We start from the raw sequence: 15,208 nt of genomic DNA on the forward strand, positions 1-15,208 counted from the left end.
TTGACTGGATTTAGTCATCGTGTTCGGGCGTTAAGTCCCGAACTGCAGCCCGGATGGACTGTTCACGAAGCTCGTTCTCTCTGCGCAGTTCACGACGCCGACGACCGGCCTCGAATCGCTGCCTCGCGATTGTTCCGGTCGGCCGCAGTTGGGGTACCTCGGCCGGTTTTCCGTCGCTGCCCATTGCGACCATCGTGAAGTAGCAACTATTGGTGTGTCGAGATTTTCCGAGAAGAATGTCTTCGGTTTCGACGCGTATTCCGATTTCCATCGAGGTGCGCCCGGTGTAATTGACGGAAGCGCTGAACGTGACGAGTTCTCCGACATGCACCGGTTCGCGGAACACCACACGATCCACCGACAGGGTCACGACGTACGTCTGGGCGTATCGACTCGCGCACGCATAGGCGACCTGGTCGAGAAACTTCAGAATCGTTCCGCCGTGAACGTTGCCCGAAAAATTGGACATGTCCGGCGTCATGAGGACGGTCATGGACAACGTTTGTTTCGATGCTTGCTGCGATGCTTGCTTCAATTCGGGCAGGGAGTTCGATTCGGACATCGAGCGGGCCTCTTCGGGTCGGTGGACGGTGAAGAGACCGTATCCGGCAAAGAGGGTTACCCGCGCGTTCGGAAGAACGCGGTGTCAGAGTTCGGGACAGTGCCAACGTGGAGGATGTATTCGCTGGTGGCGACGGGGCCTGGCGCACTCGACCTGAGATAGGGCTCGAGCGTCGAGCGGAGGTGCGCTGACATCGAAGCCCAATTCCCTGTGCTTCGAACGGCCTCGCGAAAGTTCTTCAACGCCGGTGCCTGGTCGCACAGTTCCTCGACGGGATCCGATCCGGCTGGTAGTTGCCACTCGAGCAGGTGGGAGGCCGAGCTCACCGACTCCAATCCGGCTGCTGCCTTCTCGAATTCGCTCGAGCTCGACCATGTCGTCGGTAGTGGTGTGATGCCATTCCACGCCGAGGCGGCCTCCCGGCGGAGTGCTGCTGCCCACCCGTTCTCCGACCACGTCGCGACGCAGATCTTTCCGCCTGGCCGGGTCACCCGCATCATCTCTGCGAGGGCAATCGAGGGGTCGGGGCAGAAGATGATCCCGAAGATGCTGACGCAGGCGTCGGCACTCGAATTCGGCCAGGGTAAAGACTGCGCATCGCCGATCGTGAAGGTGGGTTGGGTAGTGCCGGGGTAGGGAATCCAGCGTTTGCGTGCGACCTCGAGCTGGCTGGCGGAGAGGTCGAGTGCGTGGACCGTCATGCCTGACTGAGCCGCCGGGAGCGCAAAGTTCCCGGTTCCGGCGCAGACGTCGTACACCGTGCTCACATGCCCGATCGAGCGCAGTGCCTCCGTCGATGCCGGTGAGAGTTGCTCGGCAAGAGGCGAATACGTCGTACCGTTCCAGTTTCCCTGATTCACGCCAAGCTCCTTTCGACTGCGTCGATGACCGTATCGAGCGCTGCGCCCGCCGCGCGCGCTGATTCGTCGGGGTTGCGTTCCTCGATGGCAGCGATCAAGGGTCGGTGCTCGTCGACGTGGAAACCTGGACCGACACTGACGGCGGACAGTGAATCCGTCACGGCGGCAAGGACTCCCCGGTAGACGTCGATCAGTGCGGAATTGTGGGACGCCTCGACGATCGAAAGGTGCAGGGCCATGCCGGCTTCGACAGTGAAGCCGCCGACGTGACCGGGGTGGGCATTCCAGGCTGCATGTATCCGCGCGAGATCTTCGGGGGTGTGGCGCTGCGCTGCAAGTCGCGCGGCTTCGACCTCGAGTCCGCGTCGCAAGCTCAGTACGTCGAGAATGTCACCTCTGGCGAGCCTGCGCCCGAGTAGTCCTTCGACCGGCGACGCCGCCATGACGTACACGCCGCCACCGTGACGAACGGACAGAACTCCGGCGTGTGCAAGCGCCCGTACCGCTTCGCGCATGGTGTTTCGGGCGACTCCCAATTCCTCGACCAGTGCGGTCTCCGGCGGGAGTTTTGATCCGACGGGCCATCGGCCGGTCGATATCGCCTCCTCGATTGCCGCAGCGACGATGTCTACCTTGCGTCCGGAGTCGGACATGTGTGCCACCTCGGGTAAGTGAGTCAATGACTTTGTCCGAGGTTAGCGTGCTCTCACGAGTGGGTCAATGACTTGGGAATTATCCGCGTACGTCCAGGCTGCGGGCGTAGTGCTCCTTGAAAACCTCGAGATGCGCCCACGATTCCAAGCCGCTGACACCGTCGATGCCCCGGATTCGCTCGGACAGGGCATGGAGGTCGTTGGACGAGTTGGCGGCGACCGTCGCGATCACGTCGTACCGTCCCAGGGTCCGCGCGAGGAATTCGATTCCGGGCAGGGACTCGATCTCCGATACCGCGTTGTCGTCCCGTGAGCCCAGATTGACGCCGATGCCCATCGCCAGCGTCCGGCCACCACCTCGCCGCTTGACGACAGCGCCGACGCGCAGTGCCGTGCTCGCGATCAGGTGATTGACGCGATTGCGCACAGCGCTCGGCGACAGGCCGGTGTGTTCGGCCAGCTCGAGAAATGGCATGCGCCCGTTGCGTTCGAGCAGTTCGATCAAGGTGACGTCCGTCGAATCGAGTCGGATGTCGGCTTGTAAAGCGGTCTCGGGCATGAAGATTCCCTTGATGACGTCGACGTAGACCAGCGTGCTCACGGATCTGACGCCACGCTGTGAGCGGAGTTCGGCGATAGCGCGGTACAGATCGTCGTGGCTGGACACCCGAAGTTCCGCGATCACGTTGTACTGCCCGCTGACTGCCGAGATGTAGACGGCAGCCTCGGATTCGATCAACGCGTCCAGTACCGGGGTCATCGGTCCGGACACGGCGATCGACACGTGTGCGAGTGCCTTCAGGCCGAGAAGTTCGGGGTGTGCGACGGCAACCACGGACACCGTTCCCGAGTCGAGTAGTGCCTGCACCCTGGTGGACACTGCCGCGCGTGGGGCATCGACGGCCACGGACAGTTCGCGGTACGTCGCTCGCCCATTGCGTTGAAGAGCAGCGATGAGCTTGGAATCGAGATCGACCGTCATGGATGCCCCAACTTTTCCAGAGATTTTTCTGTATGAGCTTCCTATTAGAACAGTCGCATGTGGGCATAGATGATGTGGATAAGTGCAGAAATGCTCGAAAACTTGTACAAAAAAGTTGTGTACCACCTGGTCTGAAACTTTGATGCATTGCATAGCTCCAGGTCAGGGCGTAGTTTTCGCTCAACACGCAGTGACCTGCACCACCATCTCGACGAAGGACCACCATGCGCAAGTTGCACACGCACGAAGCCTCGCCGCTCGACGCCACCGCCACGATCTTCACCGGCGCCAAGATCCACACCGTTGACGACAGCACGGCGGGAGCCGAAGCGTTCCTGGTGTTCGGAAACCGCTTTGCCGCGGTGGGGACACTCGAGGAATGCCGCACGGAGGCGCGACGCCTGAGCACTCGCACGACCGCGGTGGTCGAACTCGACGGCGCCACCGTCGTCCCCGGATTCGTCGATCCGCACGCACACCCGTTGATGTACGGACAGATGCTCAGCTGGGTGGACTGCGGGCCGGAGAAGGCGCACTCGATTCCCGGAATCATTGCCCTGCTTCAGGAAGCGGCACTCACAGCTCCTGCAGGTGTCCCGATTCGCGGATACGGCTATGAGCACCGCAACCTGATCGAAGGGCGTCATCCGCTCAAGGAAGAGCTCGATCAGGTTGCCACTGATCGCGAGGTCTACCTCATGAACGCGAGCGGTCACGGCGGCGTCGTCAACTCCTTCACTTTCGACAAGCACGGCATCGATGCGAGCACTGAGAACCCGGCCGGTGGCGAGTTCTTCCGAGACACAGACGGCGAGTTGACGGGCGAGCTGTCCGACGCCGCGTGCAACATCCTCACCGGTGTCAACGGTGTGAAGGTCGGCCATCACGGACCCAACTTCCATCTCGAGGACGAGCCGGAAGAGCACCTTCGCCAGCTGTCGGTCGCTCAGGACAAGTTCCTGGCCGGCGGCGTCACCACCATCGGTGACTGCCAGGTGACGCGTCGTGAATTCGACATGTACCTGCGTCTGGCCGAGCAGGATCAGCTCAAGACGCGCGTCAGCATGTACATGCTCAGCCATCTCCTCGATCACGTCATCGACACGGGAATGCATGGCGCCTTCGGCAATTCGCGGCTCGCGTTCGGCGGCATCAAGTTCTACGCCGACGGCACTCTCGGCGGCTGGACCGCATACTTCCCCGACGGCTACGTGGGCGACCCGTGCCGCACCGGGCAGCTCTACCATGAGCCGGCGGACTACTCGGAGCTCATTGCCAAGGCACACTCCGTGGGTCTGCAGACCGCCACGCACGCGCAGTCGCCGACCGCCATCGACATGGTGCTCGACGCCATCGAAGCAGCGCAGAAGGCTCACCCCGACGCCGACGCGCGTCACCGCATCGAGCACTGCGGACTCCCGACGGCCGAGCAGATCGCCCGGATGAACCTGGCCGGTGTCTACCCGGTGAACCAGCCGCAGCACTACTACAACTGGGGTGAGGGCGTCACCGCGGCGATCGGCACTCCGGGCGAGCGGTTCAACCCGCTCGGGGAGTTCATCGCTGCCGATGTTCCCGTGACCATCAGCTCCGACGCCCCGGTCGCAGAGCCCAAGCCGCTCGAGGCAATTCAGGCAGCCGTCACTCGTGTGACACGTCAGGGCCATCAGCTCGGCTCCGATGCACTCCGCATCTCCGCCGACCAGGCACTGCAGGCTCACACGCTCAACGGCGCGCGTGCGCTGGGCCGTGAAGCGGAACTTGGCAGCATCTCGGTCGGCAAGCGGGCCGACTTCGTGATTCTGGGCGCGGATCTCCTCGAGGTTCCGGCCGACGCGATTGCGCAGATCGAGGTCCGGGAGACCTGGATCGACGGCGAACTCGCACATTCAGGTCATAACCACCTATTGTCGAGCACTTCGACCACCGAGGAAAAGTAATGAACCGAGAGCAACAGATCGTGAAGGCCCGCAAGGCGGGATTTGCAGCCTTCGTCGGTACAACCATCGAGTGGTACGACTTCTACGTCTATGCCACGGCAGCCGCCCTGGTGTTCGGTGACATCTTCTTCCCGCCCGGAACCGATCGCCTGACCGGCGTTGCGGCGGCGTTCGCGACGTACGCCGTCGGGTTTTTCGCCCGCCCCCTTGGTGGAATCGTGTTCGGCCATGTCGGTGACAAGATGGGCCGACGCACCGCTCTTGTTGTCACCCTGACGCTGATGGGTGCAGGAACATTCCTCATCGGCATGTTGCCCACGTACGCGTCGATCGGGTTCTGGGCGCCGCTACTGCTGGTCGTGCTCCGCTTCGTCCAGGGCTTCGCCGTTGGCGGCGAATGGGGTGGCGCAGTCCTGATGGCCGTCGAGCATGCTCCCGAGGACAAGAAGACCTTCTACGGCGGATTCGCTCAGCTGGGCAACCCGGCCGGCGCCCTTCTTGCCACCGGTTTCTTCAGCATTCTCTCCACCTTCGGCGACGACGCTCTGCGCGAGTGGGCTTGGCGTCTGCCGTTCCTCTGCTCGGCACTGCTGATTCTGGTCGGCTTGGTCGTTCGCCTGAAGGTCGAGGAGTCCCCGGTCTTCGAGTCCGAGGTGAAGTCCGCGGACGTTCCGGAGATGCTGCCGCTCAAGTACGCGCTGGTGACCAACTGGCGTCCGATCATCCTTGGTATCGGCATTCTGCCGGTCGCAGTCGGCGGCTACTACCTCGTGACGACCTTCATCACGGCATACGCAACCGACCCCGACGTCGGCTTGTCGGAGACGCTGATTCTCAACGCGCTCAGTGTCGCTGCAGTGGTCGAGTTGATCGCGACCCTGGGAGTTGCGTGGCTCGGCGACAAGGTGGGGCGCGTCCGCGTGGTCATCTGGGGTCTTGCTGCGGTCGCAATACTCGCAGCGCCGCAGTTCCTGGTGCTGAAGTCCGGATCCGTGTTCCTGATCTTCCTGACGTTTGCGGTCATGCGACTGGTGCTTGCTGCCACGTATGGTCCGATCGCCGCCGTTCTCTCGCAGATGTTCAAGCCGCAGGCTCGTTACACAAGTATCTCGTTGGCGTACCAGGGTGCCGGCGCGATCTTCGGCGGATTGTCTCCGCTGATCTCGACGCTGATGTACAAGGCAACGGGCAGCATCTGGCCGGTCATCGCACTGCTGATCGGCATGTGCATCCTGAGCATCGTCTGCCTGCTCTTCGCTCCGCAGCATGTGGACGAGGCGACGGATACCGACGACGTCCGGCAGGACCTGAACAAGGAATCGGCTTCCGCCTGACTGCCGAAACGAAGCTGGGGCAGTACACGATTTCCGTGTACTGCCCCAGCTGTCGTTTCAGGTCAGTTGTCGTTCAGCGACTGTTACGCGCCGACGAGATGGCGGTGAAAGTGATCGCTGCGTCGGTGGGCCTGGCTGAGATTCCTGATCTCGCGAAGCCAGAAGTGAGACGCCAGCGCGTTGTTGCTTCCGTAGCCGGTGCCGGAGGTGTCCTCGTCGATCAAGGCGACAAGCGCCTTGATCAGGCTGGTGACCTTGAGGTTGTTGGTCTGAGAATGTCGTACCAGCAGGTCGGCGGCTTCGTCGGTGCTGCAGCGGTAGAGCGTGCAGACAATTTCGAGAGCCCGTTCGCGGAGACGGCCCGAAGTAGTCGGGATCCGTAGTCCGTTTGTCGGGACACTGTTCGTCTGGTTGTTCGTGTCGTCGGGGTGAATCATGGTGTTGTACAAGGTATTCCTTTGAACCACATGGGTTTTGGGCCCGTGCGGTGTGTAGCGCATGTTGATACTGGTGCAGTCGGTACGCGATTGGCGGCGGACTCTGTCGGAGCCTTCGGCCTGGTCAACAATCTGCGGGACTGATGAAAGTGCGTAGTGATCAAAGGCGCGGATTTGCACCGAACTGGAAGTCTGCCCCTGGAACGAATATTGGAACTGTCGTTCCGGGCGAAGCGACCGGCTGCCTGACTGACGGCTGCCCTCTGATAACCCCACCGTACGTCATGGAGTTGGTTTCAGCTAATCCTTTTGCGGGCGATCATGCTCACAGTAGGCGGTTTCACCTGCTCAAGGAGTGTTTACGTGATCGATTATTGCTTGCTTGGTGATAGCCCAGGCGTTGGTTGTCGGGTTGCCGAAGTCGCCGTGGCCGACGCCGGGTAGTTCGATCAGATCGACCACGTCGCCTGCTGCTCGTGCGGCACGGGCATAGCGCCGGCTCTGTTCGACCGACACGACCTTGTCGCCGAGTCCGTGGATCGCCGTGACGGGGAGCCCGGTGGGGAGATGTTCGATCGGTGACGCGATGCGGTAACGGTCAGGGTGATCGACCGGCATGCCGCCCAGAAGATTTCGAACAAATCGATCTTTGCCCGCGGTTGCGGCGAGTGTCATGTCGAAGACGCCGGCCATGATCGTCGCCGAACGAATCGGCACGGTGAGGTCAGGCGCGGGAGCATCCGTGTCCTGTTGTGGTCGCGACGCGACCCACGCGGCCAGTTGTCCGCCCGCGGAGTATCCGGCGATGTGCACGCGACCCAAATCCAGTCGCCCGGAGGCCTTTTCCTGAACGATGCCGGCAAGCGCGTTGGTCGCCGCAACGGTATCGGAGAGAGTAGTCGGCCAACCGCCCTGCCCACCTATACGTCTGTATTCGATGTTCCAGACCGCAATTCCGTAGGGGGTCAGCGTTTTTGCCCACGCGCCCGCGTACTCCAGATTGCTCTTCTGCGCCCAGCCGCCGCCGTGGATCAATACGACGACTGGCAGGTCGCCGTCCGATCCGGGTGGAAGATACAGATCGCCGAAAGTATCTGCGGCAGCAGCGTAAGCGATGCGCACCGGAGGGATATCGCGGTCGAGACCGGAGGCGCTGGCGACCGAGATCACGAGCGTGAAGATGCAGACGAGCGCTACGGCGAGGTACCTGGCCAAGCGGTCGCGGGAGCGGTGCGCGATGGCTTGATTCCTCTCGGTCTGCGACGGACGATTGTCAGGAAATCAGTCTATCGGTGCCGAGTGAATTCATGGGGTGAGCGAATGCGCCGTGCTTGCTCGTATGCGTAATTCGCTACGCGTGTGGGTCGGCGCAGAGGGTTCGTCACCGTCGATCAGGGCGAGCAGTGCATCCACCGCCAAAGCTGCTTGTTCTTCGGGGAAGAAGTCGACGGCGGTGATCGGGGGATCGGAGATCAGTAGAGCGGGCTCGTCACTGTCCTGGGCGATCAAGATACTTCCGGGAATTGACAGGCCGAGATCGAGCGCCGCTCGTGCAGCGGCGGGGGCGCAACCGAGGATGACCGAGAGAATCGCGTCAGGGGGATTCTCGGATGTCAGTGCTTTGTGAGTCGCCGCGTATGCCGCGGAGACGAGTTGTTCGACGGAATTGACGCCCTCGAACGACGCCAGGTCGTCGGTGGCTCGGGGCGACACGCCGTGGATGCGGCACCATTCGAGGTAAGCGATGGTCGTTGCGCGAGTCCATGCCGAATCCATTCCGGGATTGAGGACAAGGATATCCGTTGCGCCCTGTTCGGTGAGGTGGTTCAAGAGCGTTTCGGTCGTGGCGAAGAGATCCGGCGAAATACTCCATCCGAATTGCTCAGGGTTGCCGGGACCCACTACGACAGAAGGTATTCCGAGTTTCTTCAAGATGTCGACGCGAGGGTCGTGCATCATCGGGTCGACGACGATCACACCGTCCATCTCGATGCGACGCAGTCCGTTCGGGTCTTTCATCGACGGCAACAACAGGAGTGAGTGATCGGCGTGGAACGCTGCCTGTGTGGCGGCGGTCGCCACACGGCCGTACCAGTCGAAGTTGAGGCACTCGGCCGAGGAAGGCTCGTCCGGGGCCGGGAGCATCAACCCGAGGGTGGCGGTTCGACCCGAGCGAAGGTTTTGTGCCGACCGATTGGCTCGGTAACCCAAGCGATCCGCAACCTCTTGAACACGCGCCCGGGTGGCAGAGTCGACTCTGCCCTTGCCGTTGAGTGCGTAGGAAACTGTGGACACGGCGACGCCGGCGGCTGTCGCGACATCGCGAAGCGTCGGGACGTTCGGCGTGATCATCGGGGTCGCGTCCTCTAGTTGCTGGGCGGTTTCTACTCAAGAGTAACGCCCAATCGTTTCGGCAGGGGGAACCTGGCGGACGATTGTTCAGTCGAAGGAATTGCGCCGAATCGTTTCATCAGAGCTATTGACTATGCCGAAACGTTTCGGCACTCTCGTAGAACACCGGGACAACTTCGAGTGAAATTCGGTCGACCTCGGGCACCCTCATTCACAGTCCATGCGCCTAAATACGACGATCCACGGAGTTACCCATGAGAGAGAAAACCCGTCCACGTCGCGCGGGTGCTGCTGCCGCGTGGTCGGCCACTGGTGGTTTGGTCGAACGGCCGGGAATGATTCCGGGAGCACCCGAGATCTGGGTCTACGCAGACAAGTTCTCCTACTTCGCCGGCGATACCGTCTCGGTGCGCGTGCACACCACCGCTGACGAATACGACATCGAGGTGGTCCGTGACGGCGCGCGCCCACAGAGCATCGTCAAGTACATCGGGCTACCAGGCAAACAACAGTCGACGCCCGACGACGCCTATGCGACCGGGTGTGATTGGTCGGAATCCGTTGCCTTCACCGTTGCACCGAATTGGGCTTCGGGGATGTACCTGATCCTGGTTCGAATGCGCCACGAAGGTGTGGTCGTCGAACGTGAGGGCTTCTTCATTGTCAAGGCACGTGAACCCGAGCACGCTGACATGGTCCTCATCCACACCACGAGCACGATGTTGGCCTACAACGACTGGGGCGGAGCCAACAATTTCCGTGGTGCCCCGGACGGTTTCGGCGACGTGGCGACACCGATTTCGTCGACGCAGCGTCCCATCGCGCGCGGGATGTTGCGCAAACCCGAAGGTGCAGCGCGAAACATTCACACCGATATGCCGGGAATCGGATGGGTTCCGCGGCACCCGCCGTACGAATGGGCCTGGGTGAACGGATACTCGCGCCATCACGCCGACGCATTCTGGGCGACGTACGAACGCCCGTTCACGGTGTGGGCGGAGGAGCAAGCGTTTCTCGTACACCACATCACCCAGCACGACCTACATGAGGATCCTTCAGCGCTGCGCGGATATTCGTGTGCAGTCGTCGTCGGTCACGACGAGTACTGGTCGTGGGAAATGCGTGATCGTCTCGACGCATTTGTCGAAGGAGGAGGCGGCCTGGCGCGATTCGGCGGGAACTTCCTGTGGCAGGTACGCATCGAAGGTGACGCGCAGATTTGTTACAAGAACCCCTTCGACGATCCCATACGAGAAGTAGACCCCACCCGCGTCACCACGGCATGGGATTCCCCCGAGATTGATCGGCCGGGCGCGTGGACGATGGGTTTGACCGCGATGGCGGGGGTGTACAACCGTTACGGTGCAACAGCTCCGAGGTCATCCGGCGGCTTTACCGTATACCGGCCCGATCATTGGGCATTGAACGGAACCGACCTGTATTACGGTGACAACTTCGGAATCGCGCCGGTCTGTATTGCTGCTTTCGCAATGGACGGTGCGGACTACACGTTCAGGAAGGGTCTGCCGTACGCCACCGGTGTCGACGGTGCACCAGAGGATCTGGAAATCATCGCAATGGCGCCGGCAGTTTCGGGGTCACGGGACAACTGGAACGGCACCGCTCCGATTGGTGCGCCCCTCGCCGAGGTGTCGGGAATCTTCGAAAGTGCCTATGGGAGAGAACTCCCCGAGCATCTGCGCGAGTTCGAATACGGTTCGGGAATGGTGGCAACACATCAGCGCGGTCTCGGAACCGTTTTCAATGCCGGGACGACCGAGTGGGTCAGTGGACTGATTCACCGGGATCCTTTCACCGAACGAATAACCGCAAACGTGCTGAATCTGTTTGCTGCGCAACTGTCGAGTTTCACTGAGGAGCCAGACTGACGGCGGCGACCAGCGGTAGAGTTTGTTGCCCGAGGATGATGGTCGAAAGAGGATCCATACGTACGTATGTATGGAGATATTAAATCGACTTGACCAGGGTTTTTAATCCAAACTACCGTAGTCTTCGCCGTTCAGTTGGATGACGGGTGGGTGTGGGGAGCTGCCGAACTTCGACAGTCACGTGCGGATCTCCACGATCAGATCCGCACGTGACCTGGCCGCTGCGATTACGTCGGCGTTCGGTTGATCCACCCGTCTCACCCAGTCCGCGGCCGCTTCGGAACTCCTCCCGAAGCGGCTGTGGCGTTTCACCAACCGCTGTGTGCGTGTCGCCTCCGGAACCTCGAGGTACCAGACGGTGTCGATCGCCGCTCGTACTTGTGGCCAGCTGCCGTTTGGTAGGAGGAGGTAGTTTCCCTCGGTGACGATCAACGGCGTTCGAGGCTCGACAGTGGTTGCGCTGCCGATTGATTCGTCGATCTCGCGATCGAAGACGGGCGCGTACACAATGGAGTCTTCGGATCGGAGGCGGTGTAGAAGCGCCGCGTATCCGTCGGCGTCGAAAGTTTCCGGAGCGCCTTTTTGTCCACGCCTGCCGAGTCGGTCGAGTTCCCGATTGGCAAGGTGAAAGCCGTCCATCTCGACGACGGTGCAGAGTGAGTCCAGTTTCTGCGCAATTGCCTGTGAAGCCGTCGATTTCCCGGCTCCAGGGGCTCCCGTGATGCCGAGAATGTATCGGCCGTTGTCGGTGATCAGTGAAGCGGCGCGTGAGGCAAGTTGATCGAGCGTCAGCGAGACGGTCGGCGGTGAGGTCCTCACTTGTTGCTCCGATCAGTCCGAGGTCCGGTGGATCGAGGGTACGCCGGAGGTCTTCGACCGTTGACAGTCTGAATGGACTGTGAAACTGTGAGCCATGCCACTCGAGAGACTGGAGGTGTGACCGTGACCCTGCGTGACGCGCAGCGCGAAGCCACGCGCCACCGGATTCTCGATGCGGCAACGGATTTACTGATAGCGGACGGGTATTCGTCGTTGACGACGCAGTCGGTTCAAACGGCTGCCGGAGTCAGTCGGGGCGCTCTCCTGCACCACTTTCCGAATATGCAGGAGCTCACTGCGGCGTTGGTGTCGAACATCGTCGTGCGGAACGAGGCGGCGGTGAGGTCGGCGATGTCTCGACAGGACCCGTCGGTGGATACGATCGAGAACTCGATCTCCGCTCTGTATTCGGCGTTGACTCAGCCGCCGTTCCAAGCGGAACTCGAACTGTGGTCGGCGGCTCGGACGGATCCGGTGTTGGCGGAGGTTCTCCGCGAATCGGAGCGCGTCGCCGGGCGGGATTTGCAGCGAGTTGTCCATGACGCGTTCGGGCCTGAAATTGTTGCTTCCGAGAACTATTCGCAAATTGCAGATCTAACCGTGCTGATGCTCCGTGGTTTGGCGTTGTCCCGGGCGGTACACAAGAGCGATGCCTCTGCGCGTCGTTCGATCAGTCAATGGGCGGGCGTTGTTCGCCTGCTGCTCACCCAGAACTAGCGCAACTCGTTTCGTTCGAGATGCGCTCGATCGACAGGACCGATGATGACAGATTTTGCGACCCTGAAATACGAGACCTCTGGTGGTAAGGCGTACATCACCCTGAACCGCCCCGATCGGCTCAACGCAATCGACGATCGGATGCCGTCGGACATCCGAAATGCAGTTGCGGCGGCCAATGACGACGACGACGTTCGCGTGATCATCTTGCAAGGCGCAGGCAAGGCGTTTTGCGCCGGGTACGACCTCAAGAAGTTCGCCGAAGGAGATCTCGACGGAAAGTGGAATCAAGGCCCGGTGTGGGACCCCATCAAGGACTTTCGGGGCATGAAGCAGAACACCGACGACTTCTTCACCCTCTGGCGATCGCTCAAGCCGACCATCTGCAAAGTTCAGGGTCATGCAGTCGCAGGCGGAAGCGATATTGCGCTGTCTTGCGACATGCTGATCATGGCTGACGACGCCCGCATCGGATACCCGCCTGCTCGCGTCTGGGGTTGCCCGACCACAGCTATGTGGGTGTACCGCCTCGGGGCGCAACGCGCCAAGCGAATGTTGTTGACGGGAGACACCATTGACGGTGTCACCGCCGCCGATTGGGGATTGGCGCTCGAATCGGTGCCGGCCGACGAACTGGACGCTGCGGTGGAGGCGTTGGCGGATCGCATCGCCGGTGTCCCGCTCAATCAATTGGCAATGCAGAAGATGATGATCAATCAGGCGTACGACAACATGGGGTTGCAGGGTACCCAGGTGCTGGCAACCCTGTTCGACGGAATCACGCGCCACTCGCCGGAAGGGCGCTGGTTCAAGGATTTTGCCGAACGCGACGGATTTCACGCCGCGGTGCAGTACCGCGATTCCGGCCGCAAGATTCCAGACGGAGGCGGGCCGCTCCCCGAATCCGACACCCCTTCCGAAAAGAAAGTGGATGTGAGATGAGCAGTGTTCTCGAAACGTCGTACTTCCCCGCGGACGTGTCGGACCCGATAGTGGAACAAACGGTCGGCGGACTGCTGCGAGAGTGCGCCGCGGACTCGCCGAACCTGATTGCAATCAGAGAAGTGGTTCCGACGCAATCGCATTCGTTGTCCGGTGCCTCCGAGACGGATCGCACCTGGACCTTTGCGGAACTCCTGGGTGAAGCGGAGGGGTGCGCGCACTACCTCTTGTCGCAGTTCGACCGCGGCGACCGGATAACGGTCTGGGCTCCGAACATTCCGGAGTGGATGATTCTGCAGTACGGCGCCGCGCTCGCCGGAATGGTTCTGGTGACTGCCAATCCGGCGTTGGGCGCCGAGGAGTTGGCGTACGTCTTGTCGCAGTCCCAGTCCCGCGGGTTGTTCCACACCGGAAAATTTCGCGGCGGTGACATGGCGGCGGTGGCATCCGAGGCGATTTCGATTGCGGGAGCAGAAGTTCTGGCAGTGAACTTCGAGGACTGGGATCGTCAGGTTCGAGGTTGGGCCGGCGAACGGGGCGCACTGCCGGAAGTCTCTCCTGACGACAATGCGCAGATCCAGTACACGTCGGGAACCACCGGAGTTCCCAAAGGTGCGCTGCTGCATCATCGAGGACTGGTCAACAATGCCGATTTCGTCAGTCGGAGAGGTCAATTCCCCGAAAGGGGGTCGGTGGTCTCGGCGATGCCGCTCTTCCACACCGCTGGGTGCGGCATCCTGGTCCTCGGCGCCGCACAGCGAAGAATGTCCATCGGTCTGATCCAGTATTTCGACCCGACTGCGGTTCTCGATGCGGCGGAACGCTTTCGGGCCGACGTGGTCAGTGGAGTTCCGACGATGCTGATCGCGATGATCAACGACGCCAGCTTCGCGAGCCGCGATTTCTCGGCCTGTTCGGTGGTCGTGTCGGGTGGGTCGTCGGTCCCGCCCGAACTCGTGAGCACGGTGGAATCGGCCTTCGGTGCGGGGTTCAGCATCGTCTACGGACAAACCGAGGCGAGCCCCGTGATCACGCAGACCAGCCCCGCCGACACCCCCGAAGACAAATCGGAGACGGTCGGTCTCGCGTTGCCGCAGGTCGAGGTGAAGATTTCCGACGTGGTGACCGGGGACAGCGTGCCACTCGGCGAACAAGGTGAGATCTGCGCGCGCGGGTACCTCGTCATGACCGAATACTTCCGCAACCCGGAGGCTTCGGCCGCCACCGTGGACAAGGACGGTTGGTTGCATACCGGCGACTTGGGGACGATGGATCACCGTGGATACGTCCGGGTGACCGGCCGGCTCAAGGACATGATCATCCGCGGCGGGGAGAACATCTATCCGCGAGAGGTCGAGTCCGTGATCTTCACGCATCCGAAGATCCTCGATGTGGCGGTCGTGGGTGTGCCCGACGAGGTGTGGGGCGAGCGGGTGGTTGCCGTCATCAGGTGGAAAGACGAGTCCGACCAGCCGACCGCAGCCGAACTGGTCGAGTTCTGCACCGAGCGACTGGCACGCCACAAAGCACCGAAGGAGTGGTTCAGTGCAGAAGCATTTCCTCTGACCGGCTCGGGCAAGATTCAGAAATATCGAATTGCGAGCCTGGTCGGCGAGGGCGCCTACGGCGTCGTCAGCTGACCCGAGCCCCTAGCACGTCGGAGCGATTCTGTCTGGGTTATCCCCGTAAATCGCTTCGACGTGCCCTGTTTATCCTGGTGT

At 61.5% G+C, this 15,208-nt stretch carries 14 protein-coding genes; 6 read left to right on the forward strand and 8 right to left on the reverse strand.

The window, feature by feature from the left end; all coding sequences use genetic code 11:
* Positions 1-10: 10 nt before the first annotated feature.
* The 4 genes from AC1DVN_RS25140 to AC1DVN_RS25155 form a co-directional block, all read right to left on the reverse strand.
* Positions 11-562: an acyl-CoA thioesterase gene (locus AC1DVN_RS25140; protein WP_020909529.1), complete on the reverse strand. Its 552-nt coding sequence runs from the start codon at positions 560-562 to the stop codon at positions 11-13.
* A gap of 56 nt (positions 563-618) precedes the next feature.
* Positions 619-1,422: a class I SAM-dependent methyltransferase gene (locus tag AC1DVN_RS25145; RefSeq protein WP_020909528.1), complete on the reverse strand. Its 804-nt coding sequence runs from the start codon at positions 1,420-1,422 to the stop codon at positions 619-621.
* Positions 1,419-2,075 carry a FadR/GntR family transcriptional regulator gene (locus AC1DVN_RS25150; RefSeq protein WP_477994326.1) on the reverse strand — a complete coding sequence of 219 codons (657 nt, stop codon included), beginning with the start codon at positions 2,073-2,075 and terminating at the stop codon, positions 1,419-1,421. The genes AC1DVN_RS25145 and AC1DVN_RS25150 overlap by 4 nt, the downstream gene beginning before the upstream one ends.
* Positions 2,076-2,154: 79 nt before the next feature.
* A complete protein-coding gene (locus AC1DVN_RS25155; protein WP_019745816.1) occupies positions 2,155-3,057 on the reverse strand; it encodes an Lrp/AsnC family transcriptional regulator in 903 nt (300 codons plus the stop codon).
* 224 nt (positions 3,058-3,281) lie between these two features.
* Between AC1DVN_RS25155 and AC1DVN_RS25160 the strand changes: the two genes are divergently transcribed.
* Together AC1DVN_RS25160 and AC1DVN_RS25165 are read left to right on the forward strand one after the other, a co-directional pair.
* Positions 3,282-4,997, forward strand: a complete 1,716-nt coding sequence (locus AC1DVN_RS25160) for an amidohydrolase (protein ID WP_060937803.1) — start codon at positions 3,282-3,284, stop codon at positions 4,995-4,997.
* Entirely contained in the window at positions 4,997-6,331 is a 1,335-nt protein-coding gene (locus AC1DVN_RS25165; RefSeq protein WP_047888248.1) for an MFS transporter, read from the forward strand. The genes AC1DVN_RS25160 and AC1DVN_RS25165 overlap by 1 nt, the downstream gene beginning before the upstream one ends.
* 83 nt (positions 6,332-6,414) lie before the next feature.
* Here the strand turns inward: AC1DVN_RS25165 and AC1DVN_RS25170 are convergent, their stop codons facing one another.
* The 3 genes from AC1DVN_RS25170 to AC1DVN_RS25180 form a co-directional block, all read right to left on the reverse strand.
* Entirely contained in the window at positions 6,415-6,780 is a 366-nt protein-coding gene (locus AC1DVN_RS25170) for an ANTAR domain-containing protein (protein WP_024487573.1), read from the reverse strand.
* A gap of 336 nt (positions 6,781-7,116) precedes the next feature.
* Entirely contained in the window at positions 7,117-7,983 is an 867-nt protein-coding gene (locus AC1DVN_RS25175; protein WP_046379498.1) for an alpha/beta hydrolase family protein, read from the reverse strand.
* A 90-nt stretch (positions 7,984-8,073) separates the two neighbouring features.
* A complete protein-coding gene (locus tag AC1DVN_RS25180) occupies positions 8,074-9,120 on the reverse strand; it encodes a LacI family DNA-binding transcriptional regulator (RefSeq protein WP_020971166.1) in 1,047 nt (348 codons plus the stop codon).
* Positions 9,121-9,374: 254 nt separating this feature from the next.
* On the opposite strand from AC1DVN_RS25180, the gene AC1DVN_RS25185 reads away from it, so the two are divergent.
* Positions 9,375-11,009, forward strand: a complete 1,635-nt coding sequence (locus AC1DVN_RS25185; protein WP_070795506.1) for a N,N-dimethylformamidase beta subunit family domain-containing protein — start codon at positions 9,375-9,377, stop codon at positions 11,007-11,009.
* A gap of 177 nt (positions 11,010-11,186) precedes the next feature.
* Here the strand turns inward: AC1DVN_RS25185 and AC1DVN_RS25190 are convergent, their stop codons facing one another.
* Positions 11,187-11,828, reverse strand: coding sequence for a nucleoside/nucleotide kinase family protein (locus AC1DVN_RS25190; protein WP_021331691.1), 642 nt, complete (start codon positions 11,826-11,828; stop codon positions 11,187-11,189).
* A 117-nt stretch (positions 11,829-11,945) separates the two neighbouring features.
* Here AC1DVN_RS25190 and AC1DVN_RS25195 point away from each other — a divergent pair, with 117 nt between their 5' ends.
* The 3 genes from AC1DVN_RS25195 to AC1DVN_RS25205 are packed head-to-tail and all read left to right on the forward strand — an operon-like array spanning position 11,946 to position 15,127.
* On the forward strand, positions 11,946-12,545 hold the full coding sequence (locus AC1DVN_RS25195) for a TetR/AcrR family transcriptional regulator (RefSeq protein ID WP_021331692.1): 600 nt from the start codon (positions 11,946-11,948) through the stop codon (positions 12,543-12,545).
* Between the two features lie 45 nt (positions 12,546-12,590).
* Positions 12,591-13,487, forward strand: a complete 897-nt coding sequence (locus tag AC1DVN_RS25200) for a crotonase/enoyl-CoA hydratase family protein (RefSeq protein WP_241840798.1) — start codon at positions 12,591-12,593, stop codon at positions 13,485-13,487.
* Positions 13,484-15,127, forward strand: coding sequence for an AMP-binding protein (locus AC1DVN_RS25205; RefSeq protein WP_021331694.1), 1,644 nt, complete (start codon positions 13,484-13,486; stop codon positions 15,125-15,127). Before AC1DVN_RS25200 ends, AC1DVN_RS25205 begins: the two co-directional genes overlap by 4 nt.
* Positions 15,128-15,208: the final 81 nt, after the last annotated feature.

Source organism: Rhodococcus sp. P4_E4, assembly GCF_056401575.1.